This is a genomic window from Geomonas sp. Red32 (assembly GCF_023652955.1).
GTDB lineage: Bacteria > Desulfobacterota > Desulfuromonadia > Geobacterales > Geobacteraceae > Geomonas.
Map to the genome: position 1 here is coordinate 161,903 of NZ_JAKLOY010000009.1, position 21,847 is coordinate 183,749.

The 21,847-nt window shown below is 61.6% G+C and carries 20 protein-coding genes, 4 tRNA genes and 1 riboswitch; of the genes, 16 read left to right on the forward strand and 8 right to left on the reverse strand.

Going from position 1 to position 21,847, the window contains the following annotated elements:
* Positions 1–77 precede the first annotated feature (77 nt).
* Positions 78–896: a flagellin N-terminal helical domain-containing protein gene (locus L4X63_RS20020; protein ID WP_250680431.1), complete on the reverse strand. Its 819-nt coding sequence runs from the start codon at positions 894–896 to the stop codon at positions 78–80.
* Between the two features lie 514 nt (positions 897–1,410).
* Positions 1,411–1,486, forward strand: a riboswitch (cyclic di-GMP riboswitch).
* 131 nt (positions 1,487–1,617) lie between these two features.
* Between L4X63_RS20020 and L4X63_RS20025 the strand changes: the two genes are divergently transcribed.
* The 6 genes from L4X63_RS20025 to L4X63_RS20050 all read left to right on the forward strand — a co-directional run bounded on the left by L4X63_RS20025 (position 1,618) and on the right by L4X63_RS20050 (position 7,052).
* On the forward strand, positions 1,618–3,372 hold the full coding sequence (locus L4X63_RS20025) for a sensor domain-containing protein (protein ID WP_250680432.1): 1,755 nt from the start codon (positions 1,618–1,620) through the stop codon (positions 3,370–3,372).
* A complete protein-coding gene (locus L4X63_RS20030; protein ID WP_350339205.1) occupies positions 3,359–3,943 on the forward strand; it encodes a DNA-3-methyladenine glycosylase I in 585 nt (194 codons plus the stop codon). The genes L4X63_RS20025 and L4X63_RS20030 overlap by 14 nt, the downstream gene beginning before the upstream one ends.
* Positions 3,944–4,210: 267 nt before the next feature.
* Positions 4,211–5,662, forward strand: coding sequence for a pyruvate kinase (gene pyk, locus L4X63_RS20035; RefSeq protein WP_250680433.1), 1,452 nt, complete (start codon positions 4,211–4,213; stop codon positions 5,660–5,662).
* Positions 5,663–5,968: 306 nt separating this feature from the next.
* On the forward strand, positions 5,969–6,265 hold the full coding sequence (locus tag L4X63_RS20040; RefSeq protein WP_250680434.1) for a DUF1540 domain-containing protein: 297 nt from the start codon (positions 5,969–5,971) through the stop codon (positions 6,263–6,265).
* A 303-nt stretch (positions 6,266–6,568) separates the two neighbouring features.
* Positions 6,569–6,757 carry a ferredoxin gene (locus L4X63_RS20045; protein ID WP_250680435.1) on the forward strand — a complete coding sequence of 63 codons (189 nt, stop codon included), beginning with the start codon at positions 6,569–6,571 and terminating at the stop codon, positions 6,755–6,757.
* Positions 6,758–6,782: 25 nt separating this feature from the next.
* The gene (locus L4X63_RS20050) at positions 6,783–7,052 is read left to right on the forward strand and encodes a hypothetical protein (RefSeq protein WP_250680436.1); all 270 of its coding nucleotides are present in this window, start codon (positions 6,783–6,785) and stop codon (positions 7,050–7,052) included.
* Between the two features lie 72 nt (positions 7,053–7,124).
* Here L4X63_RS20050 and L4X63_RS20055 read toward each other — a convergent pair whose 3' ends face one another.
* On the reverse strand, positions 7,125–7,610 hold the full coding sequence (locus L4X63_RS20055; protein ID WP_250680437.1) for a ferritin-like domain-containing protein: 486 nt from the start codon (positions 7,608–7,610) through the stop codon (positions 7,125–7,127).
* Between the two features lie 271 nt (positions 7,611–7,881).
* Here L4X63_RS20055 and L4X63_RS20060 point away from each other — a divergent pair, with 271 nt between their 5' ends.
* Complete coding sequence (locus tag L4X63_RS20060) at positions 7,882–9,483, forward strand: glycerol-3-phosphate dehydrogenase/oxidase (protein ID WP_250680438.1); 1,602 nt, start codon at positions 7,882–7,884, stop codon at positions 9,481–9,483.
* A 43-nt stretch (positions 9,484–9,526) separates the two neighbouring features.
* Here the strand turns inward: L4X63_RS20060 and L4X63_RS20065 are convergent, their stop codons facing one another.
* Positions 9,527–11,062, reverse strand: a complete 1,536-nt coding sequence (locus tag L4X63_RS20065) for a SulP family inorganic anion transporter (protein ID WP_250680439.1) — start codon at positions 11,060–11,062, stop codon at positions 9,527–9,529.
* 173 nt (positions 11,063–11,235) lie between these two features.
* Between L4X63_RS20065 and L4X63_RS20070 the strand changes: the two genes are divergently transcribed.
* Positions 11,236–11,568: a cupin domain-containing protein gene (locus L4X63_RS20070; RefSeq protein WP_250680440.1), complete on the forward strand. Its 333-nt coding sequence runs from the start codon at positions 11,236–11,238 to the stop codon at positions 11,566–11,568.
* Positions 11,569–11,692: 124 nt separating this feature from the next.
* Here L4X63_RS20070 and L4X63_RS20075 read toward each other — a convergent pair whose 3' ends face one another.
* From L4X63_RS20075 to L4X63_RS20085, 3 genes are all read right to left on the reverse strand, one after another.
* Positions 11,693–11,830 (reverse strand): hypothetical protein, encoded by a 138-nt coding sequence (locus L4X63_RS20075; RefSeq protein ID WP_250680441.1) that lies wholly within the window; start codon positions 11,828–11,830, stop codon positions 11,693–11,695.
* Positions 11,831–12,173: 343 nt separating this feature from the next.
* A complete protein-coding gene (locus L4X63_RS20080) occupies positions 12,174–12,404 on the reverse strand; it encodes a hypothetical protein (protein WP_250680442.1) in 231 nt (76 codons plus the stop codon).
* A gap of 178 nt (positions 12,405–12,582) precedes the next feature.
* Positions 12,583–14,814, reverse strand: a complete 2,232-nt coding sequence (locus L4X63_RS20085; RefSeq protein WP_250680443.1) for a vitamin B12-dependent ribonucleotide reductase — start codon at positions 14,812–14,814, stop codon at positions 12,583–12,585.
* A gap of 250 nt (positions 14,815–15,064) precedes the next feature.
* Between L4X63_RS20085 and L4X63_RS20090 the strand changes: the two genes are divergently transcribed.
* The 8 genes from L4X63_RS20090 (at position 15,065) to L4X63_RS20125 (ending at position 19,197) form a co-directional block, all read left to right on the forward strand.
* Positions 15,065–16,111, forward strand: a complete 1,047-nt coding sequence (locus L4X63_RS20090; protein ID WP_250680444.1) for a sensor domain-containing diguanylate cyclase — start codon at positions 15,065–15,067, stop codon at positions 16,109–16,111.
* Positions 16,108–17,262: a right-handed parallel beta-helix repeat-containing protein gene (locus L4X63_RS20095; protein ID WP_250680445.1), complete on the forward strand. Its 1,155-nt coding sequence runs from the start codon at positions 16,108–16,110 to the stop codon at positions 17,260–17,262. Before L4X63_RS20090 ends, L4X63_RS20095 begins: the two co-directional genes overlap by 4 nt.
* A 110-nt stretch (positions 17,263–17,372) precedes the next feature.
* The gene (gene rph, locus L4X63_RS20100) at positions 17,373–18,092 is read left to right on the forward strand and encodes a ribonuclease PH (protein ID WP_250680446.1); all 720 of its coding nucleotides are present in this window, start codon (positions 17,373–17,375) and stop codon (positions 18,090–18,092) included.
* Entirely contained in the window at positions 18,089–18,688 is a 600-nt protein-coding gene (locus tag L4X63_RS20105; RefSeq protein ID WP_250680447.1) for an XTP/dITP diphosphatase, read from the forward strand. The genes rph and L4X63_RS20105 overlap by 4 nt, the downstream gene beginning before the upstream one ends.
* 114 nt (positions 18,689–18,802) lie before the next feature.
* Positions 18,803–18,880, forward strand: a tRNA-Pro gene (locus tag L4X63_RS20110).
* Positions 18,881–18,896: 16 nt separating this feature from the next.
* Positions 18,897–18,973 (forward strand) — tRNA-Arg (locus L4X63_RS20115).
* Between the two features lie 12 nt (positions 18,974–18,985).
* Positions 18,986–19,061, forward strand: a tRNA-His gene (locus L4X63_RS20120).
* Positions 19,062–19,112: 51 nt separating this feature from the next.
* Positions 19,113–19,197 (forward strand) — tRNA-Leu (locus tag L4X63_RS20125).
* Between the two features lie 227 nt (positions 19,198–19,424).
* Here the strand turns inward: L4X63_RS20125 and L4X63_RS20130 are convergent.
* Positions 19,425–20,306 (reverse strand): hypothetical protein, encoded by an 882-nt coding sequence (locus L4X63_RS20130; RefSeq protein WP_250680448.1) that lies wholly within the window; start codon positions 20,304–20,306, stop codon positions 19,425–19,427.
* Positions 20,306–21,625 (reverse strand): glycosyltransferase family 2 protein, encoded by a 1,320-nt coding sequence (locus tag L4X63_RS20135; protein ID WP_250680449.1) that lies wholly within the window; start codon positions 21,623–21,625, stop codon positions 20,306–20,308. The genes L4X63_RS20130 and L4X63_RS20135 overlap by 1 nt, the downstream gene beginning before the upstream one ends.
* Positions 21,626–21,847: the final 222 nt, after the last annotated feature.

The window sequence follows — 21,847 nt, forward strand, 5'->3', positions numbered from 1 at the left end:
TATCCCTGGTTTCCAAAACAAAAAGGGCCCAGCCTCCTGGCTGGACCCTTTTATCGGTGAAGCTGCGTTCCGTGCTCTTAGAAGAGTCTGAGGACCGCCTGTGCCGCCTGCGACGACATCGAGAGCGAGGTGGTGCCCAGGCTCTGACGGGTCTGCAGCATCAGCATGTTGGCGCCTTCCTGGTTCATATCGGCCAGCGTCAGGTTGTCCGCACCGGTCTGCAGCGTGTTGATCATGCTGTCGGTGAAGTTCTGACGGGTGGTGATGATGTTCAGGTTGGCGGCCAGGGTCTGAGTGTTGGTCCTCAGGGTGGTGATCGCCGAGTCCATCTTCGCCGAGTCGGAGGTGATGTCGGAAGTGGTCTGCCAGTTGTTGCTGGCGCCGGAGAGGCTAAGACCGGAAGCGTTGGCCTGGAAGCCGATTACGTTCAGGGTGGAGGTGGCCTTCTCGTTGAAGTTGACGGTCAGGGTGTTGACCGAGCTCAGGAGGTTCAGGCCCTGGTACCCGGAGTCGGAGGACAGGTTGTCGATCTGGCTGCGGATGGTGTCGTACTGGGAAGCCAGCTTGGACTGCACGTTGGTATCGGAGGTGGAGAGGGCGGAGGTGGCGATACCTTTGGCAGCCTGGATCAGGCCGGTGATGGCGGTGATGCCTGCGTTGGCTGCGCTAACGGTCTGGACCGCCTCGGACAGGCCGTCTTTGCGGTCGGCGAGGTCGCTGGCGCGCTGGTTGGCGTTCTGGGCTGCGAAGTAGTTGGTCGGGTTGTCGAGTGCGCTGTTGACGTTTTTGCCGGAAGACAGCCTCTGCTGGGTCCTGTTCAGGAGCTGGCTGGTCTGCTGGAGATTGAGAAGGTTGGTCCTCATTCCTGCGGTGAGAGAGATGTCGCTGACGCTCATGGTGATACTCCTTTCTTGGTGTTGCTCTGCCATTCTTGGCAGAGGTTGGGGTGGTGCTGCGCCTGTTGTCAAAGAAGCTGGATCAAAGCCCGTGGTACTGTCTCAAGAACCCCGGGCCACACTGACAAACTCACGGGGAACACCATTCTGGTTCTTTCCGCCGTGACAGAGGGTCGTGCAGTCGATACAGGACTGCTTATCGCCGCGTCAAAAAAATACTTTAGGGCTTTTTTCGCCGATTTCCTTGTGTTTATAGATACTTAATATAATTAATTAACGAGTGATGTAGAATATATGGAGATATCATTAACGATTACTGATAATACTGTGCGGGAGCCGTCGAAGGCCGTGTGGAGAGCGGGTTTACTGGCACTTTTTACGTTTAATTCATTTGACTTTTCGGGCATGTTCTGGTTTAACGCAGTGATAAGATATTCGACAATGCTGTCCGTGGTAATACATTCCGGGTAATTTTATGTCATAGCAATCGAACTCTCATACATCACCGATAGATACACGATAATACTAAACCACTCGCGAGGGTGGGGCGGAAAGCCATAGGGTCTCACGCAGACAGCCGGGTTGCCGAAATATCTCTGACAAGGATTGCGGCGACCCTTTTTTTTTGTCGGCGCATTAAAATCGGCTCATCGGCCGCGACAGGCCACCTCAGCGGATGTCCCTCACCCTCCGGCTGCAATACCACAGGAGCTGCACCTCGATGCCTGACACCGCGAATCTGCATCTGGAAACCCCGATCATGCTGGGTGCTTACGAGCACCTCAAGGAGCTCCAGCAGGACCAGGAGAGCCTCGACATGCTCATGAAGGCCATCGAGTGCCTCCCCATCCAGACCGGTATCACGGTGACCGACATGCATGGCAGGATCCTGTACGTGAACGCGGTGCAGGCCGCGATGCACGGGTACCGCCCGGCCGAGCTGCTCGGCGAAGATGCCGACCTTTTCTCGCAGCCGGGCGACGCCGTCATCTTCCGCCAGCTGGCCCTGGCCGGTACCTCCATCACCAATCTCGAATGCCAGAACGTGAAGAAAAGCGGTGCCCGCTTTCCCGTCCAGATAAATTCCACCCCCCTGCGTAACGCCCGCGGCCGCTGCATCGCGGTGGTCACCGCCTGCGAGGACATTACCGGGCTCAAGGCCTCGGAAAGGCAGATCGAGCAGCTCTCCTATTACGACCCCACCAGCGGACTCCCCAACCGGGCGCTCTTTCTCACCCGGCTGGAGAAGGCCCTGGACCTCGCCCGCCGCAACGGACGCGGCGTGGCCGTCTTCTTCCTGGATCTCGACAACTTCAAGTACCTGCTCGACACCAGGGGGCATGTCTTCGGCGACCAGCTCCTGAAGGAGGTCGGGCGCCGGCTGACCGTGCATCTGCGCGAGGTGCACGGCCTGGGGCACCTGGGAACCGACCAGTTCCTGGTCATGCTTCCCACCACCGGGGAGGAGGATGCCGCCACCGAAGCCGGCAAGCTCCAGGCGCTCTTTTCCACCCCCTTCACCATCGACGGGGTGGAGATCGCCAGTTCCGCGAGTATCGGCGTCGCCCTTTACCCGGACGACGGCCTGCTGGTCGACGACATGCTGAGGTGCTCCGATTCCGCCATGTCCCACGCCAAGCAGGAAGGGAAGGGGAACTGCCAGTTCTACTCCCACGAGATCAACAGCAGGAGGATGCGCCGGGTGGCGCTGGAGAACGGCATCCGGCAGGGGCTTTCCCTCGGCGAGTTCTCCCTCCACTACCAGCCGCAGTGGGACCTGAAGAGCGGCCGGCTGGTCGGGGTCGAGGCGCTTTTGCGGTGGGAGAGCGCCCAGTTCGGCACCGTCACCCCCGACGAATTCATCCCCATCGCCGAGATGTCGGGCCTCATCATGGACCTGGGGGAGATGGTCCTGACCGCAGCCTGCCTGCAGGCCAAGGAGTGGGCGGAGTCCTTGGGCGGGTTGAAGGTGGCCGTCAACATCTCCGGCCGCCAGTTCGGCCACCCCGATTTCCTCTCCTCCGTAGCGCGCATCGTCGAAAAGACCGGGGTCCGCCCTTCCTGCCTGGAGCTCGAGTTCACCGAGAGCGTCATCATGGCCAAGGCGAGCCGCAACATCGAATCGCTGCGGGCCCTGAAGGAGATGGGGATGCAGCTGGCAATCGACGATTTCGGGACCGGCTACTCCTCGCTTAGCTACTTGAAGCACTTCCCCATCGACGTCATCAAGATCGATCGCTCCTTCATCGGGGAATCGCTGGCCGACGGCGACGACGCGGCTATCGTGGAGGCGATCATCAGCATGGGACACAGCATGAAGCTCAAGGTGGTTGCCGAAGGGGTGGAGAGCCCCGAGCAGCTGCAGTTTTTGAAGGAGCTCGGCTGCGACGGCGCCCAGGGGTTTTTCCTCGCCCCTCCCATGACTTCCGGGGAGCTGCGGAAAAGGGTCGAGGTGGATCGTCGTGCCAACGGCTGAGGGGGAAATCGTCCGCTGTTCCTGGTCCGGAACCGATCCGCTGTACCGGGAGTACCACGACCTCGAATGGGGGGTGCCGGTTCACGACGACCGCCGGCTGTTCGAGTTCCTCACCCTCGAGGGGGCTCAGGCCGGGCTTTCCTGGCTGACGATTCTTAGAAAACGGGAAGGGTACCGCCGCGCCTTTGGCGGGTTCGATCCCGAGGCGGTCGCCCGCTTCGGCGAGGCCGACTTCCGCCGCCTGATGGAGGAGCCCTCCATCGTACGCAACCGCCTGAAGATCTCCTCCACAATGGATAATGCCCGCGCCTTTCTCGCCATCCGCGAGGCGTTCGGGTCGTTCGACGCCTACCTCTGGCGTTTCGTGGACGGCACCACCGTTCAAAACGCCTGGCGGACCCTCTCCGAAGTCCCCGCTTCCACCCCCCTCTCCGATGTCCTGAGCCGCGATTTGAAGAAGCGCGGATTCCGCTTTGTCGGCTCCACCATCTGCTATTCCCTCATGCAGGCCGTAGGCCTTGTCAACGATCACACCACCGACTGTTTCAGGTGGAAAGAGCTGCAGCGATAACGGCACCCGGGGGTGTCACCGGCGCGGCCGCCGCAAGTCCACTTCAGGACCAGCCGCGGCCGGGATGACACAAATCCTCCCGGCCCTCCCGTCATTGACAACCAGGTGCCGGGCGCCGATGTATACGGCATCTCTGTAGATGTAGATTGGCTGTCACTCATCTGTTGCCTGCTTTTCGTAATTAAGCGTTTGCCTCTCCTCTCAAATTCAGGTACTTTTTCACCAGCGGCGTAAGCCGCAATTTTGTTTATGAAGGGACGTACTAGCATGCTTCGACGTACCAAGATTGTCGCCACCGTAGGTCCAGCCTCCGATTCTCCGGAAAGACTCAATGCCCTTATGCAGGCCGGGGTCAACGTCTTCCGTCTCAATTTTTCCCACGGCGGCCACGCCAACAAGGCGGAAGTGATCCGCACCATCCGTGAGATCTCGCTCCAGCACCAGCGCGCGGTCGCCATCCTGGGGGACCTGCAGGGACCCAAGATCCGCACCGGGCTCATGGAGGGGGGCGCCTTCGATCTCGTCACCGGCAGCGAGGTGGTGGTCACCACCCGCGATGTCCTCGGCGCGGGGAACACCATCCCCACCATCTACCGCGGCCTCCCCAACGATGTGGTCACGGGCGACCGTATCCTCCTCGACGACGGCCTCATGGAGCTGAAGGTCCTCGGCATCGACGGTCAGGACGTGCGCTGCCAGGTGATCACCGGCGGCATCCTCAAGGACCGCAAGGGGATGAACCTCCCCGGGGTCAACGTCTCCACTCCCGCCCTTACCGACAAGGACCGCGAGGACCTCGACTTCTGCATCCGGCAGGAGCTCGATTACGTGGCCCTCTCCTTCGTGCGTCACCCCGCCGACGTGGTCGAGCTCAAGCAGATCCTCAAACAGCGCAATTCCGACCTGCGGGTGATCGCCAAGATCGAGAAGCCGGAGGCGGTGACCAACTTCGACGCCATCCTGGAGGTTTCCGACGGCGCCATGGTGGCCCGCGGCGATCTCGGCGTCGAGATCAACCCGGAGAAGGTTCCCCTCATCCAGAAGCGGATCATCCGTGCCTGCAACCAGGCCGGCAAGCCGGTCATCACCGCCACCCAGATGCTCGAGAGCATGGTGCAGAATCCCCGCCCCACCAGGGCCGAGGTTTCCGACGTCGCCAACGCCATCCTCGACGGGACCGATGCGGTCATGCTCTCCGCCGAGACGGCCTCCGGAAAATATCCGGTGGAGGCGGTCTACATGATGGCGCAGGTGGCCGGCGACGTGGAGGGGGATCCTGCGCTGAAGCAGCAGGTCTTCCGTACCTTCACCGACGAGGATTCGCCCAAGCTTGCCGAGGTGATCGGTCAGGCCGCCTGCCGGGTCGCCGAGAGCGTCAGCGCCGCCGCCATCCTGGCCTTCACCCAAACCGGCAGCACCGCCGCCCTGGTCTCCAAGTACCGCCCCTCGGTTCCCATCCTGGCGGTGACTCCCAACACCAAGGTCCGCCGCCGCCTCGCCCTCTACGCCGGCGTCAGGTCGCTCAGGGTCGACATCGAGGGGGATACCGAGGCCCAGATCAGGTCGGTCGAGGAGGCGGTCCTTTCCCGCGGCGGGTTAAAGAAGGGGGACGTGGTGGTGATCACCATGGGAAGCCCGCTCTCCACCCCGGGTACCACCAACCTTATGAAGGTGCACCGGCTCGGCATGCCCGATTTCTACGGTCAGGTAGAGGGGTAGGATCGCCCCGCAGGTGCCCCGCTTCAAGATGATGCGCCAAACCGAAAACGGCAGCGCCGGCATGTACTGCCGGCGCTGCCGCCTACCTCGGCGCCCTTCCTGCCACGAGGCAACCCCTCTCCGCTTTACCTTCGCCCCCCCGTCCCCCTCGCTGCCCCTTGCCGTCCCTGCTGTCCCTGCTGTCCCTGCTGTCCCTGCTGTCCCTTGCGAGAAATAAGTACACGGCGGGGAAGCCGCCTTGACTATCCATGGCCAAATGTTAAAAACTTCTTACGCGTGAAGGGGGCGGTGATAAAGGAGACGCTGATGGAGAAAGACATGGTGAAAATCGTTTCGTGCGACGTAACCGATTGCTCATACAACAAGCATAACGCCTGCCACACCCTGGCCATCACGGTTGGTGGTCCTGCCGATCCGTGCCCGAACTGCGACACCTATCTGCACGGCAACCAGAAGGGTGGGCTGCTCGACGTGCAGGGCGGTATCGGTGCCTGCAAGGTCGAAGCCTGCACCTTCAACCAATCGCTCGAGTGCAATGCGCCCAGCGTAAAGGTGGGGGTACACGAGTCTCACCCGGATTGCATGACCTACAAGCCGAGGTAACCACCGCCCATTTTGGGAGCCCGCTCCCGCTACCCTGCCTCCCCCTTCCGCCTTTTCATTCGCTTACTGTTCAGTGGTTATGGCCCCCTCCCCCGAGACCTCCCCCCGATTTTGGGAGGGGAGGGGAGGGGCGCGAGGAAAAAAATTCAATTGCCCCCTCCTGGCACTCCGGTGCAGGAAAGGTTCAACCGGGACAGGGTAGGGGGGTAATGACATTCGACATTTAGCCCATCTTCGATATCCTTTGTCTGCCGGTCACGGCTAACCGCTATCATAGAATCGCAGCACAGGAGGAGGTTGCAAATGGCTCGAGAAGTATACGTGGATCAGGATGTCTGCATCGGGTGTGGCCTTTGTGCCAGCACCGTTCCCGAGGTGTTCCGGTTGAACGACAACGGCGTCTCCGAAGTTTACGACCAGGGTGGCGCCGAAGAGGAGAGGATTCAGCAGGCCATCGACAGCTGCCCTGTTAGCTGCATACATTGGCGGTAAGCCCGAAGAGGCGAAGGAGGATGTCATGAGCGAAGAGATCCGGGAAGAGCGGGTTCGGGAGCTGAGTGAGAGTAACTATCTGATGCTGCGGCAAAGTTATCGCATGGTCCAGGAGCTCAAAGGAATGATGGATCGCTTCCACGCCGGCTGTCTCCAAGGCAGCCCCCCCGATTTCGACACCCTCACGGCTATGAAGATTACCGTAACCCGCCTCTACGACGACATGGAACGCTACCTGCGTCCCGAGTGCGACCCCGACAGTGCCCATCCCGACGCCATGATCGAAAAAGGGTGACCCCCTCGTCCTAAAAAAGAAAGCCCGCGGCCATGGCGGGCTTTCTTCTTTCCGGTGCAGGAATTCCTCTTCTCAGAGCTCGGTGAGGTTACTGAACTCTCCCGAGGCGAGGTACGTTTTGGGGGCCTCCACAAATTCGTAGATGTTCTCCATGGTATCCAGGTGGCGGCGCTCCTCGTCGGCCAGCATGAGAAGCGTCCGGCGGGTAGTCTCGTTGTTTGCCATGGCGGCCATCTCTTCGTAGAAGCGGATCTCTTCCTCCTCTTCCCTCACCGTAAACTTGTACAGATCCGGATCGTTCCGGATTTCGTTCAATAATTCCTGTTGGGTTACCTGCGGCTTGAAACTGCAGACCTTGTGGTCGAGGTCGTCGAGGCTGGCCTTATGGGGAGCGGTCGTTCTTCTCAGGCGGACCAGTTTATCCCGGTGCTCCCGTTCGGCGGCGGCCAGAATGGCGAAGAGGGTCTTCAGCTCTGGCTCGCTTGCCTCCTCCTCCAGCCCCTTGTAGTAATTCTCAGCTTCCTCCTCAATTTTTATGGCGCAATCGAAGACGTTCATGTCATCCCCCTCTGCTCTTATCGCGGCGGCTGTTACTGCTGTTTGTTTTTTCTGTCACTGGTACAGGGATTGGTTTTACTGGTACTCTCATTATATCACTCCCTGTCAGTGCCGGTGGCGGGTATAATCGCGGTGCCGGATGGCAGTGACTGAAACGGATGCGGCTATATGAGGAGCTTTTTGGCTCACTTCATCGATGAATTGATTTGGCCGGTGACACGGTGCACGTAATAGGTCTCGCTTTGGAGCGGTGAGTGCCGGAGGATTACTCGTGATCGATCGAGACGGTTTGCTGGGGAGATTATCGGGGGAGGTCTTCGACCTCGTGGTGGCCGGCGGCGGGGCTACCGGTTGCGGCGTCGCTCTCGACGCCGCTTCTCGCGGCCTGAAGGTTGCCCTGGTCGAAAAGGGGGACTTCGGCTCGGGAACCAGCGGGAGGAGCTCCAAGCTCCTTCACGGCGGGGTCAGGTACTTGGAACGGGCGGTGCTTCACCTGGACCGGGACGATTTCAAGCTGGTACGGGAGGCATTGGCGGAAAGGTCGATCCTGCTCCGCCTCGCTCCCCACCTCTGCCGCCGGATCCCGTTGGTGGTCCCCATCTACCAAAGTCTGCAGCTGGTCTATGTCCGGGCCGGCTTGATCCTGTACGACACGCTGGCCGGCGCCCACGGGATCGGCGTCAGCAGGACCCTTGACCCCGACGAGGTGCTCCGGTATTTCCCCTTGCTGCGGCGCGAGGGGCTCAAGGGGGGAGTGCTCTACTACGACGGGCAGTTCGACGACGCCCGCATGAATCTTGCCCTGGCCTTGACCGCGATACAGCAGGGGGCCGTGGCGGCCAACTACGTCGAGGCGGTGGCGGTTCTTCATGAGGACGGGCGGGTGGCGGGCCTTCGCCTGAGGGATCGCTGGTCCGGGCGCGAGTGGGACGTGCGGGCCCGCTGCGTGGTCAACGCCTGCGGCCCTGGCGTCGACCTTCTCCGACGGCTCGACCAGCCGGACGCGGCGCCGCTTCTTACCCCCAGCGCCGGCAGCCATCTCGTCTTCCCGGGAGTCCTGACTCCCGAGGGGGCCGGCATCACCATCCCCAAAACCCCGGACGGCAGGGTCCTCTTCGTCCTTCCCTGGCATGGCGGCACCCTGGTGGGCACCACCGACCACCCGGCCGCGGCGGGAGAGCCTCCCGCAGTCGATCGTGGCGACGTCCGCTACCTCCTCGAGCAGGTTACCCGCTACTTCCAGCTCGATCGTGACTCCGCCCGCGTCCTCTCCTCCTGGGCCGGCATCCGGCCCCTCGTGGGAGATTCCACCGCCGTGAACACCGCGAGCCTCCACCGCGACCACCTGATCGACCGTTCCCCGTCCGGTCTCGTCACCATCACCGGAGGGAAATGGACCACCTACCGGAAGATGGCGCAGGATACCGTCGACGTTGCCGTCCGCGACGCCAGCCTCCCCGCAGCGGGCAAGTGCCGGACCGACAGTATTCAATTGCAGGGGGGGGAAGGATACCGGGATGATGCCTGGACGTCGTTGATGGTGGCTCATGGCCTTACCGGGGAGTGCGCCCGGCATTTCAACGGCAGTTACGGCAGCCGTGCCGGGGCGGCCGCCGCCTATTGCCAGGGGCGGTTGGCGGAGCCCCTCGTTGCCGGTCATCCCTTTGTGAAGGGGGAGGTCGTCTATGCAGTGAAGGAGGAAATGGCGCTGACCTGCCTGGACTTCCTGGAGCGCAGGAGCGGTCTTCTCCTGATGGATGTCGCCGCCGCCCGGGAAGCCGCCGGAACCGTGGCCGGTTTGATGGCCGCCGAGCTTGGCTGGGACGAGTCCCGCATGGCCGAAGAGCGGCAATCCGTTCTCGACTGGAAATAGGTACGGTTCCCTGGAGGCCGGACCCTCCCTCGCGGCCGCCTCGCTACTCTCTCGTTTCCTTCATTTTGTGCAGCACCAGGAAGGTCGCTGCCATTGCCGCGTACCCCGCCGCCAGGTGCCAGACGATGGCCGAGGGAGGGGCCAGGGGCGAAAAGAGCGCGCCTGAGGGAAGGGGAGAGTGCATGATGCCGAACAGCGTGAAGATCGCACAGATGGCGAGGAATATCGACGCCTTGGCTGGCCGGTGATCGAGCACGTAGGCAAATGCCGCCCCCCACAGAAGGGAGGTCACGATGAAGCCGTTGCCGAGTATGGTGGTGGCGGTGACGGTAGCCTTGAGGTCGCCGGTGAGATCGGCCGCGCTCTTTCCGACGCCGGCCAAAAGCTGGCCGAACTCGATGGAAACCAGGCAGGCAATGACCGGAATGAAGGAGATCGCCAGGGCACGGTAGTGCTCCTTGCCGGTCGCTTCGAAGGCCTGCGAGGTGATCTCGATACCGATGAAGATGAGGATCGGCGCCACCGCCGCCTCGGGCAGGAGCGCCACGAAGAAGGAGAGATAGCCGAAGACTGCACCGAGCCCGATGAAGAGACCGGTGGCGATGGTGTACCCGGAGCGCCCTCCCATCTCCTTGTAGGCGGGATGGCCGATGTAGGGGCAGGACTGGATCACCCCGCCGCACATCCCCGCCACCAGGGTGGCAAACCCTTCCACCAAGAGGATATCCCGCGTGTTGTAATCGTCCCCCGCCACCGCCGCGCTCTCGGTGACATCGACGCCCCCTACCACGGTGGCCAACGCGAACGGGATGGCCAGCGGCAGGTAGCCGAGCGCCCGCCCGAGGCCCGGTAAGAACTCCAGAGAAGGAAGCGGCAGATGCAGGGCCAGTGACGGCGGCGTCAGGGCAGGGTGGAGCCCGTCGGGGAGAAGACCGATGGCGCCTAGGACGTAGTAGGCGACGGTGCCGCAGAGGATCCCCGCCAAGGCTCCCGGGAGGCGCAGAGGCAGCCGGAAGCGGGCCAATAGCGAGATGAAGACGATCCCCAGCGAGAGGAAGCCGACCACCGGCGAGGCGAACAGCTTCAGAAAAGGAAGGTAGGCGATCAAAAGAAGCGCGACCGCGGCGATGCTCCCGAGGAGCCCCGCGCGGGGGATGGCCCGGCGGATGGCGGGGCCGCAGAAGGAAACCGCGATCTTGAAGATCCCCATCAGAACGATGGTGGCCATCCCGACCTGCCACGTGAGGTAGGGATCCTTGGTCGCGAGGTAGCAGGGGCCGATGACGCCGAAGGTCATTCCGAAGGTGGACGGGGTATCGAGCCCCAGCGGCATCGCAGTGACGTCGGTGCGGCCGCTCTTTTTGGCCAGTCTCCAGGCCATCCAGGAGTAGAGGAGATCTCCCACCAGGACCCCTACGGCGGAACCGGGAAGCATCCGGGAAAGCACCAGCTCCTGGGGGAATTTGAAGGCGCCGGTCAGGATGGCGGCCACGATGACGAGGTTGGTGACGTTGTCGAGCATGAGGCCGAAGAAGGCGTTGACGTCGCCAACGCCAAAAAGGCTTGATCTTTTCTTCATTGTGGGCTCCTATCAACAGCCGCCCAAAAGTGCCACACCCCGGGCCGGCTTTGCAACAGTTTCCTCCGTCGCCTTCCTTAAGGAACGCGCGGACCCAGGTTCCCTCCCCTTCTAAGGGGAGGGACAGGGTGAGGATGGAGTGGAGATCCATTAAAAGAGAGAGGAGATCCGTGATGTTTGAGCAGCAGACGAGTGATGGTTACAGCAGGCCGGTGGAAGGGATCGAGCAGAAAACGCTGGTGTACGGAGACCAAACCCTGATGGTGGAGTTCGTGCTGCGGGAAGGTGCGCAACTTCCCCTCCATTGCCATCCCCACGAGCAGATCGGGTACCTGGTCAAGGGCGAGATCCGCCTGACCATCGGTGACGAAATCCACCACGTACGTCCCGGCGACAGTTGGTGCATCCCCGGGGGCGTTCGCCACGGCGCCGAAATCGTCCGGGACTCCCTGGCTGTCGAGGTGTTCTCGCCGGTGAGGGAGGATTACCTGCCGCCGGCACCCTAGTCCTTCACCGCTCCAACCGGAAGTACCAAAATGAAACGCCCGCCTGACATTTTTGATGAGGCGGGCGTTCTCTATCTGATTTCACCATCGTGGAAGCTCACTCCGATGGCTGGTGCGGTTTCCGTTACGGGTTGGGCGGGGTGTAGTACGGCTTCTTCCCGGTTCCCTTGCAGATTATGCAGGGGACGATGATCTGGTCGTAGCCGTTTTGACGGAATGCCGCACGAATTTTGCCTTCGCCTTTGCATTTCGGGCAGACCATAACGTTCTCCTTTTGAAGTCCCGTTTGTCGTTGGCTCTATCTCGATCTTACTAAAACCCGCCGAAAGTATCCATGACGCAATTCAGGAGAATCAATAGGTTAGCCGCGTCTTAAGCAGGAGGGGGCCAGCCGCCGGGCCTTTACGGGAGGCTCCGCTTGTGGTGTCCTTGAGTGTCTCATGGTGGGGAGGGGGAATGCGGTTCCAACGAAAAAAAGCCTCGAGTAGAGGCCCTTTTTTCGAAGAATCGGTGACTTGCCTGCCTTCGCAATGGAGATGCCTCTTCTGTGGTTCTTCTGAGAAAGAGGACCATCGATCCAGCATGCCGTTCGGCGGGGGGGGAGGTCAGTACTCCAGCGGCGGGTCGGTAAAATAGCATTCGGGATTGTCGATGAGGTGGACGAAGTGCGCGATGTGTTTGTCACCGGCCGTCCGGGGGCGAACCCGTTTGCCGCACTTAACACATTCGAAACGAAGCGAATCCCGGTGTTCGGGTTGGGCGGCTTCCCTGATCGCCAGCGCCTTCTCGACGTCGATGACGTGCCCGAAAAACTTACACTGTAATGCAAGAGCCATGAGCGCATTCCTTTTACATCCGGAGATGGTTATATCTCGAAACATAACAGTATTCTATAATCGTTGTCAACGATGAAGGAAATTTACCGGTCGAAAAGGGCGCTCCAAACGAAAAGCCCCCGGCTTCTGCATGCCGGGGGCTTTCGCGTTTCAGGTGTTAAGGCGCTGTTTTATTGCACTATGCGCACTCGGAGTAGCCGCAGACGCGGCAGACTGCGCAGCCGCCTTCGTGCTCCACGACGCCGCCGCACTCGGGGCAGGCGCCCTTCTCAAAGGTCGGGGCCTCGACCACTTCGGCATGGCCGGTGATGGCGAGGTGTGCCTGGATGGCCTTCGCCACGGCGTCCGAGCAGGAGAGCACCTTGTTGTCGCCGAAGCCAGACGGCGAGTGGCAGGAGATGCCGAGGAGCTGCTTGACCACCGACCTCGCCTGCACGCCGCTTCTCCACGCCAGGGAGACCATGCGGCCGATTGCTTCGCACTGGGAAGCGGCGCAACCGCCGGCCTTGCCCATGGTGGTGAAGACTTCGAAGAGCCCGGAGGCGTCCTCGTTGATGGTGATGTACAGCGGGCCGCAGCCGGTCTGCATCTGGTAGGTCCACCCCTTGAGGGCCTTGGGGCGCTCCCGCTTGACGGCACGCTTCTCCTCGACGGTCGGCGCCGCTGCCTTGGGCTCTTCCTTCTTGCCGGTGGAAAGGACCTGCTCGTCGCGCGAGCCGTCCCGGTAGATGGTGACCCCTTTGCAGTTGGTCTCATAGGCCAGGCGGTACACCTGCTCGACATCCTCCATGGTAGCGGTGTTCGGGAAGTTGACCGTCTTGCTGACCGCGTTGTCGGTGTAACGCTGGAAGGCGGCCTGCATGGCGATGTGCTCTTCCGGAGTGATATCGTGGGCGGTGACGAATATCTCCCTGATCCCTTCCGGGATCTCGGGGATGTCCTGCACGGTGCCGTGCTCGGCGATCCGCTGCATCAGCTCTTCGCTGTAGAATCCTTCGGCCTTGGCCATCCTCTCGAACAGCGGGTTGACCTCGACGAGGATGTTCTTGTCCATCACCTGGCGCACGAAGGAGACCGCGAAGAGCGGCTCGACGCCGGAGGAGGCGTTGGCGATGATGGAGATGGTGCCGGTCGGGGCGATGGTGGTCACCGTGGCGTTGCGGATCGTCTCGGCGCCGGGACGGTCGTAGATGGACCCCTTGAAGTTGGGGAAGGGCCCCCTGACTTTGGACAGGGCACGGGAGGCGGCCTTGGCCTCGTCGTCGATGAACTTCATCACCTCTTCGCCCAGCTTGACCGCATCGTCGGAGGCGTAGGAGATGCCGAGCATGATCAGCATGTCGGCCCAGCCCATCACCCCGAGGCCGATCTTGCGGTTGGAGCGGGTCATCTCGTCGATCTGGGGGAGCGGGTAGTTGTTCACCTCGATGACGTTGTCCAGGAAGTGGACGGCCAGGTGGACCACCTCTTTCAGGCGCTCCCAGTTGACCCGGCCATGGCTCACCATCTTGCCGAGGTTGATCGAGCCCAGGTTGCAGGACTCGTAGGGAAGCAGCGGCTGCTCGCCGCAGGGGTTGGTCGACTCGATCTCGCCGATGTGCGGGGTCGGGTTGTCCTTGTTGAGGCGGTCGAGGAAGATGATCCCCGGCTCGCCGTTCTCCCAGGCCTGCTTGACGATGCGGTTGAAGACCTTGCGGGCGTTGAGCTTGCCGACCGGCTTCTTGTCGCGCGGGTTGATGATCTCGTAATCGGTGTCGGCGTCCACCGCCTTCATGAAGGCTTCGGTGATGCCGACCGAGATGTTGAAGTTATTGAGGAGGCGCTGGTCGGCCTTGCACATGATGAAATCCATGATGTCCGGATGGTCGACGCGCAGGATGGCCATGTTGGCCCCGCGACGGGTCCCCCCCTGCTTGATGGTCTCGGTGGCGACATCGAAGACCTTCATGAACGAGAGCGGGCCGCTGGAGATACCGGTGGTGGACATGACGACGTCGTTGGCCGGGCGGAGCCTGGAGAACGAGAAGCCGGTGCCGCCGCCCGACTTGTGGATCAGGGCGGTATGCTTGACCGATTCGAAGATCTCTTCCATGGAGTCGCCCACCGGAAGCACGAAGCAGGCGGAAAGCTGGCCGAGCTCGCGGCCGGCGTTCATGAGGGTCGGGGAGTTGGGGAGGAACTCGAAGCGGGTCATGAAGTCGTAGAACTTTTCCGAAAGCGCGGCGACGTCGGCTTTGGGCTCGAACTTGGCGTCGGCTTGGGCGATGGTGGCCGCCACCCTGCGGAACATGTCCGCCGGGGTCTCTAAGGGCTTGCCCGTGGTATCCCTTTTGAGGTAGCGCTTCTCGAGCACCGTCTGCGCGTTTTTAGAAAGTCCGGCAATGACTCCTTTTTCGACCGCTTTTTTCATAACGCTCCGTTCTCCTTGTGGAAAAAGATTCCAGGGTGATATTTGGCTGGCACCACCCACCACATTTAGTGGGCGCGGTGATATAAACCACAAGATCTATGGCGAAGTCAAGCCCATTTAAATTAAAATTTCTGGCCTGGGAAAAAGGTCCGTAGCGTCTCGGGTTAGCTTTACAACGGCTCTCCCGGTGTGCTATTAATGACGGGCTAATCTTGTAGGGACCACGTGCATGAAGGAGTGCGGGGGGGCTATGGCGGACAATCTTGAGAGCCAGGTGAAGGGATTGCAGGACCTTGTCGAGGTCTCCAGGGCGGTGGTTTCCACCCTGGATCTGGACACGGTGCTGCAGGCGATCCTGACTTCCGCCATGACCCTGGCCGAGACCCCTGCCGGGAGCATCGCCCTTTATCACAGCCCTGCGAGGAAGCTCACCCTGCGTGCCCATGCCGGCTTGAGCGCCGACTTCGTGAAGAAGGAGTCGTGGGAGGTCGTCCCGGGAGGGGTGACCGAGCGGGCCTTGGCCACCGCCGAGGCGGTGGTGGTGGAAGATACCGAGGGGACACCTTCCTTTGCCGACCCGGTACTGCTCGGCGAGGGGATCCGGTCGCTGCTCTGTTTCCCCCTGATCTTCCAGGGAGGCGGTCTGGGAGTCCTCTACCTTGACGACTTCGTTCCGCGCCGCTTCGAGCAGCAGAAGCTGAACCTTCTCGCCATCCTCGCTTCGTTTGCTGCCATGGCCATCAACAACGCCTCGCTGCACAAGCGGACCAAGCTTTTGGCGATCACCGATCCGCTGACCGGGCTTCACAACGACCGCTACTTCAAGCATTTCTTCCGGCAGGAGATGGCGCGGGCCCGGCGCTACCACAAGCCGTTCTCGATCATCATCCTCGACGTGGACGACTTCAAGGCCTACAACGACAGCTTCGGGCACGCGACGGGAGACGAGCTCTTGAGCCACCTCGGCGGGGTGATCCTCCAGACGGTGCGGGGGGTGGACGTCGCCTTCCGCTTCGGGGGCGAGGAATTCATCGTGCTCCTCCCCGAGACCAGGCTCGCCAACGCCATCCTGGCCGCCGAGCGCCTGCGGGAGGGAATCGAGCGTGTGACCGCCAAGAACCTGGTGGGAACCGCCACCCGGGGCGTTACCGTGAGCGTCGGGGTGGCGAGTTATCCCGACAACGGCGACAGCATGGACGAACTCTTCAATATCGCCGACTGCCTGGTTTACCGTGCCAAGTGCTGCGGCAAGAACAAAGTCTATCATCAGGAAAGCCTGCTCAATCCGACCCCATGAAAGCTATCTCCCGTAATTCCATACGTGCGGCCCTTTCGCTGCTGGCCGTCCTGCAGCTCGTGTCCGTCTGGCCGGCGTTGGCCGCGGCCGATCATTCCGCGCCCACCCCGGTTTCCGCTGTGGCCCCCGCACCTGCACCCCGTCCGCTGGCCTCCTTCGACGCCACCCTTTTCTACCGTGACCGCCTCCTCACCGAGGACACCGTCTGGCGGGGCCAGGTGCTGGTGGAGGGGGTGGTGACCGTAGGCCCCCAGGCGACCCTTACCGTGGAACCGGGAACCCTGGTCCGCTTCCGGCGTGGCTCGGGGCAGCCTCCGGCCCTGATGATCCAGGGGCGGCTCGTGATCCTGGGAAGCCGGGAGGAGCTGGTCCGGTTCACCTCCGGGTTCGAGACCCCGGAGGCGGGAGACTGGCAGGGGGTGCTGCTGCTGGGGACCGAGAAGAAGAACCAGCTGGAGAACTGCCTGATCGAGGGGGCCCAGACTGGGCTCGAGGTGGCTTTCTCCAACGTCACTTTGCGTAACGTCGCTGCCGGGCACTCCTCCACCGGGATGAGGTTCCAGGAGGCGGTGGTGCTGATGGAGGGTGGGGGCGCGAGCGGCTGCGACACCGGGCTCCTCTTCTCCGAAAGCGAATCCACCATGCGCGGTGCCAAGGTTTCCGGAAACCGCGTCGGGGTGAGCGGCAAGCGAAGCTCCCTGTATCTCAGTGAAGTTGTCGTCTCAGGCAACCGGGAGGCGGGCCTCTCCGCCGATGGCTGTCGGCTGAGGTTTCTTGGAGGTACCCTGACCGGCAACGGAAGCGGGGCTACCCTTCTCGGTTGCGAGGGAGCCATTACCGGCGCCAGGCTGGTGCGTAACCGCGATTTCGGCCTCTCCCTGACCACCTCGCGGATGCGGATCAACGGGAACCTGGTGACCGGCAACGGGCAAAACGGCATCATGGTCTTCGACAGCTCACCCCTCGCCTGGGACAACGCCTTCTTCGAGAACGCGGGCTACGACGTCTACAACGCCGGCAACGAGGAATTCCGGGCCCCCGGCAACTGGTGGGGCACCGGCACCCCCAAGATCTTCGACAACAACGGCAGGGGAAAGGTGATGAACACGCCCCTTCTGCCGGCCAGGCCCGAGTGGACCCTCGGGCAGTAATCCCTTCCCTCTTCCCCCGCAGCAGTGCCGGCTTCATCGTTACCACTACCGGGACGGCGGCCGCAACCTCGAGCGAGACCTTTACCAACAAAAACGCAATGGAGAAGTTGATGACACGTAGAGACGGCCGGGCGGCCGATGCCCTGAGAGATATCAAGATAACCAGGAACTACCTGAAGCACGCCGAGGGATCGGTGCTGATCGAGTTCGGCGACACCAAGGTGATCTGCAACGCCACCGTGGAGCAGAAGGTGCCCCCCTTTCTGAAGGGGAAGGGGACCGGTTGGGTCACCGCCGAGTACTGCATGCTCCCCCGCGCCACCCACACCAGGAACCAGCGCGAATCCGCCAAGGGGAAGCTCACCGGCCGGACCCACGAGATCCAGCGCCTGATCGGCCGCTCCCTGCGCGCGGTGGTGGATATGGACGCCCTGGGAGAGCGTTCCATCCTTATCGACTGCGACGTCATCCAGGCCGATGGCGGCACCCGTACCGCCTCGATCACCGGGGGGTACGTGGCCCTGGCCGACGCCCTCCAGTCGCTGGTCGATAGCGGCGAGCTTCCCGCCTCTCCGCTGCGTGAAGCGGTTGCAGCCGTCAGTGTCGGGATCGTCGACGGCGTTCCCTATCTCGATCTCGACTACCCGGAAGACTCCAGCGCCGAGGTCGACATGAACTTCGTGATGACCTCATCGCTTCGTTTCGTCGAGGTGCAGGGGACCGCGGAGGCCGAGCCGTTCACCCTGGAGCAGATGGATGCCATGCGCAACCACGCCATCTCCGGCCTGACCAGGCTCTTCGAGATCCAGCGGGAGGCGCTCGGCCAATGAAAGAGGTGATAGTCGCCACCGGCAACAAGGGGAAGCTGCGGGAGTTCGCCGAGCTTTTGAAGGGTGTGGTGGACACGGTCCTCTCTCCCGCCGATTTCGGCGGCCTTCCCGAGGTGGAGGAAGACGGCGAGACCTTCGAGGCGAATGCCGTGAAGAAGGCGCGTTCGGCCGCTCTCCTCACCGGCAAGCCGGTCCTGGCCGACGACTCCGGGCTTTGCGTTGATTTCCTCGGAGGGCGGCCGGGAGTCTACTCGGCCCGCTTTGCCGGGGAGGGGGCTGGGGACGCTGCCAACAACGCGCTTCTCCTGTCGGAGATGGCCGGGGTGCCGGCCGAAAAGCGGCAGGCCGCCTTTCACTGCGTGATCGCTCTCTGCCTTCCCGACGGAAGCTGCCGGACCTTCGACGGGGCCATCTCCGGTGTCATCCTCGAAGAAGCTCGCGGGGAGGGAGGCTTCGGTTACGACCCGCTGTTTTTGGTGCCCGAGTACGGTCAGACCTTCTCCGAGCTCCCGATGGAGATCAAGAACGCTATCAGCCACCGCGGCCGTGCGATGCAGATGCTGCGGGAGGCGCTGGCGGCCGATGCGAATGGGTAAGACCAGTGAAGCCGGTGGTGGCGGGGCGGCAGCCATGGCCGCTTTTCGAGGTGTCCCGGCTAAAAATGCTTGCACCCCGCGGAACCGTGTGCTATAAACGTGCTTCTTGGATTACGGGGTGTAGCGCAGCCTGGCTAGCGCACCTGCCTTGGGAGCAGGGGGCCGGAGGTTCGAATCCTCTCACCCCGACCACTCAAGTCAAGCTTCTGCGCCTGTAGCTCAGTTGGATAGAGCAACGGCCTTCTAAGCCGTAGGTCAGAGGTTCGAACCCTCTCAGGCGTGCCAATTTTTTTCATGGTGGGTATGGTGAAGCGGTTAACACAAACGACTGTGACTCGTTCATACGTGGGTTCGAATCCCACTACCCACCCCAACTAAGTAATGAGACCCCGTGCAAACGGGGTTTTCCGTTTGTAGCCCTCAGGCGAGAGTGGCGAAATTGGCAGACGCACCAGACTTAGGATCTGGCACCCTAGGGTATAGGGGTTCAAGTCCCCTCTCTCGCACCATAAATGAAATCAATGGGTTATCCGGTAACGGGTAGCCCTTTATTTTTGCCCGAACGGGCCGTGCAACCTTCTTTGGCTTTTGGGAGATACCACCTTTGCGAGGCCACGTTTCCCGGCCTTTGAATAAAAGCCGGAATCCCCACCGCGGAGTCGGTGCACACCTGCCCCGTGGCAGGGCGTCCTTTTTAGACAACGACGCCCTGCCGCTTGCGTATTGTCACCACGGCTCAGAATCCGTAGGTGATGCTGAGCGTGGAGTAGATGTACTGGTATCCGGTGCCGACCTGGTCCGCTTCCCCCTGCAGGGAGAGGAGCCAGTGGTTGTCGACCTTCCAGCTTACCTTGAGGTCTTCCAGCGCGCCGTAGCTCGTGGTGAATCCGTCGTACTGGGATACCGGCCCGGCCCACAGTTTCAGGCTCAGCCGGTCGAAGAAGGAATCGGCGTAACCGGCCATGATGGCATGCTGGTCGAAGGTCCGCGGGCTGTAGTATTCCGGTACCTGGGTTTGGTTTCTCATCCCGCGGTACCGGTACTGGACCAGGAAGTTGTCGGTCAGGCTGTAGGCGGCCCGCCCCACGAAGAGGTCACGACTGTTACTGTCCGATGACCAGCGACGCCAGTACCCGCCGGTGACGGTGAGATCCTTTACCGGGGTGAAGTCGACCGATCCACCCGCCGACCAGTAGTCTATCCTGGCGTCGTAGGCCCTCACCGAGTCGATGGTGCCATGATCGACCGTTTCCTCCAGACGGAACTTGCCGAGTGCCTGGGACGATCCCAAGGTTGCCGGCGCTTCCACTCCCCCATTCCAGTCGATTAGCTTGACCTTGCCGGTAAAGTCGACGACTCCCACCTTCTGATACCCCTCCAGTAAGCCGCCGCTGAAGACTCTGCTCCTGCCTGATTCGTGAATGAGAGTCTCGGTGGCGCCGAGACCGATCTTGCTCTCCTTGTCCTTCCAATGAAATACCTCGTCGAACCCGAAGCTGTGCGAGCCTTCGTTGTCGTTGAACATCTCCGTTCTCATTTCCAGATCATGCTGCTGCCAGGCAAAGGCGCAGGGTGGAACGATCAGCATGATCACTGCCGCCAGTACGGTCGCTTTCATTATTTGGTCCCCCATCTCTTGGTCATGTTCATCATCTCGCTCACGTATCCTGACACCGTCGCCGGCGCCATGATCGCCTGATAGGCGAGGAGATAGACCACGAATCCGGAGAAGTTGAGCCTCACCTTCAGCCCGTACTCGGTGAAGGTCTTTTTCTCCTTCCAGAAGAAGAGCCCGTTGGCGATCAGGGCCAGTGGCAGCAGCAGCACGGTCATCATCCCGACGATAAGGTAGTTGTGGAAAAGCAGCGCCATGATCAGTCCGGGGAGGAAGAAGACCAGGTACACGCTGTCCACCAGCGGGAAGAAGAGGTTGTACCAGACGAAGGGGGAGGTCATTCTCGGGTGGACCAAGGAGGCCGGGTACGCCTTGAACGCCTCGATCAGGCCGCGCGCCCAACGCTTTCTCTGGTGGAAAAACTGCCGGTAGGTCTGGGGGACCACCGTGAAACAGAAGGCGTTCTCGGCGTAGCCGATCCGGTACCCCATCTCCCGCAGCCCCCAGGTCAGCACGATGTCCTCCCCCACCTTGGGGGGCCAGCCGTTCAGGCGCCTGACCGCCTCGGTCCGGTAGATGGAGAAGGCCCCCTGCGCCACCAGGGTCCCTTGGTAGAGGGATTGCACCCGCTTGATGACGGCTATTCCGTGAAAATAATCCCATTCCTGCAACCTGGTCATCAGGTTGTCCCGCGAATTGCGGACCATCACGTTGCCCGCCACTGCGGCGGTCTGCTTCGGGCCAAGGACGATGTTCCTGGCCAGGTTCTCCACCGCCTTCACGTGCAGGTAGGAATCGGCGTCGATGGTGACCACGTACTCGGTCTCCACCGTCTTGAGCCCGGTAGTGAGGGCAACCGCCTTACCCATGTTCTTCGGTTGCCGGATCAGCTCGAAGGTCTTGTCCCAGGTGGGGTGCTCCTGGATGAAGGTACGCACGATGTCGGCGGTCCGGTCCTTGGAGCCGTCATCGATAACCACCACCCGCAGGTGTGACCGATACTGCTGCAGCCAGACGGAGGTCAGCGTGTCGGTGATCCGCTCCTCCTCGTTGTAGGCGGCGATGAGCAGCGTCAAGGGAGGGGCGTCGAACGGCTTCTCGACGTACCTGGGGCGCCGGTCGAGGAGCAGGGAAAAGATCATGAACGACATGGCCCATCCCGGTACGATGGCCAGCCCTGAAACGATCAGTGCCGGCAGGGGTGCGTACAGGCGCTCGGAGAGATCGTGGTACCAAGGGATCGCCAGGTAGATGGAGATGAGGGTCCAGACGCCCGAGAGGATATATGCGGAAGTGAATTTCGCTCTGACATAGACATACATGATGGCCACCTATCTTGTTAACAGAAGGATGTTGGTTTCGGCAGATGCCGGTACTGCTGGGGAACCCGTGCGACAGGTTCAGGCGCATGTACTTATTGGCGTGCGCCACGTTGTACAAAAAAGAGCGCTTTCGTAACCAATGATTGTTTTTTCGCACCGTGGATACCTTTTAACAGAAAAGCACTTGCTGCATGCTCTGTATTTGCAGCCAAAATTTTATAA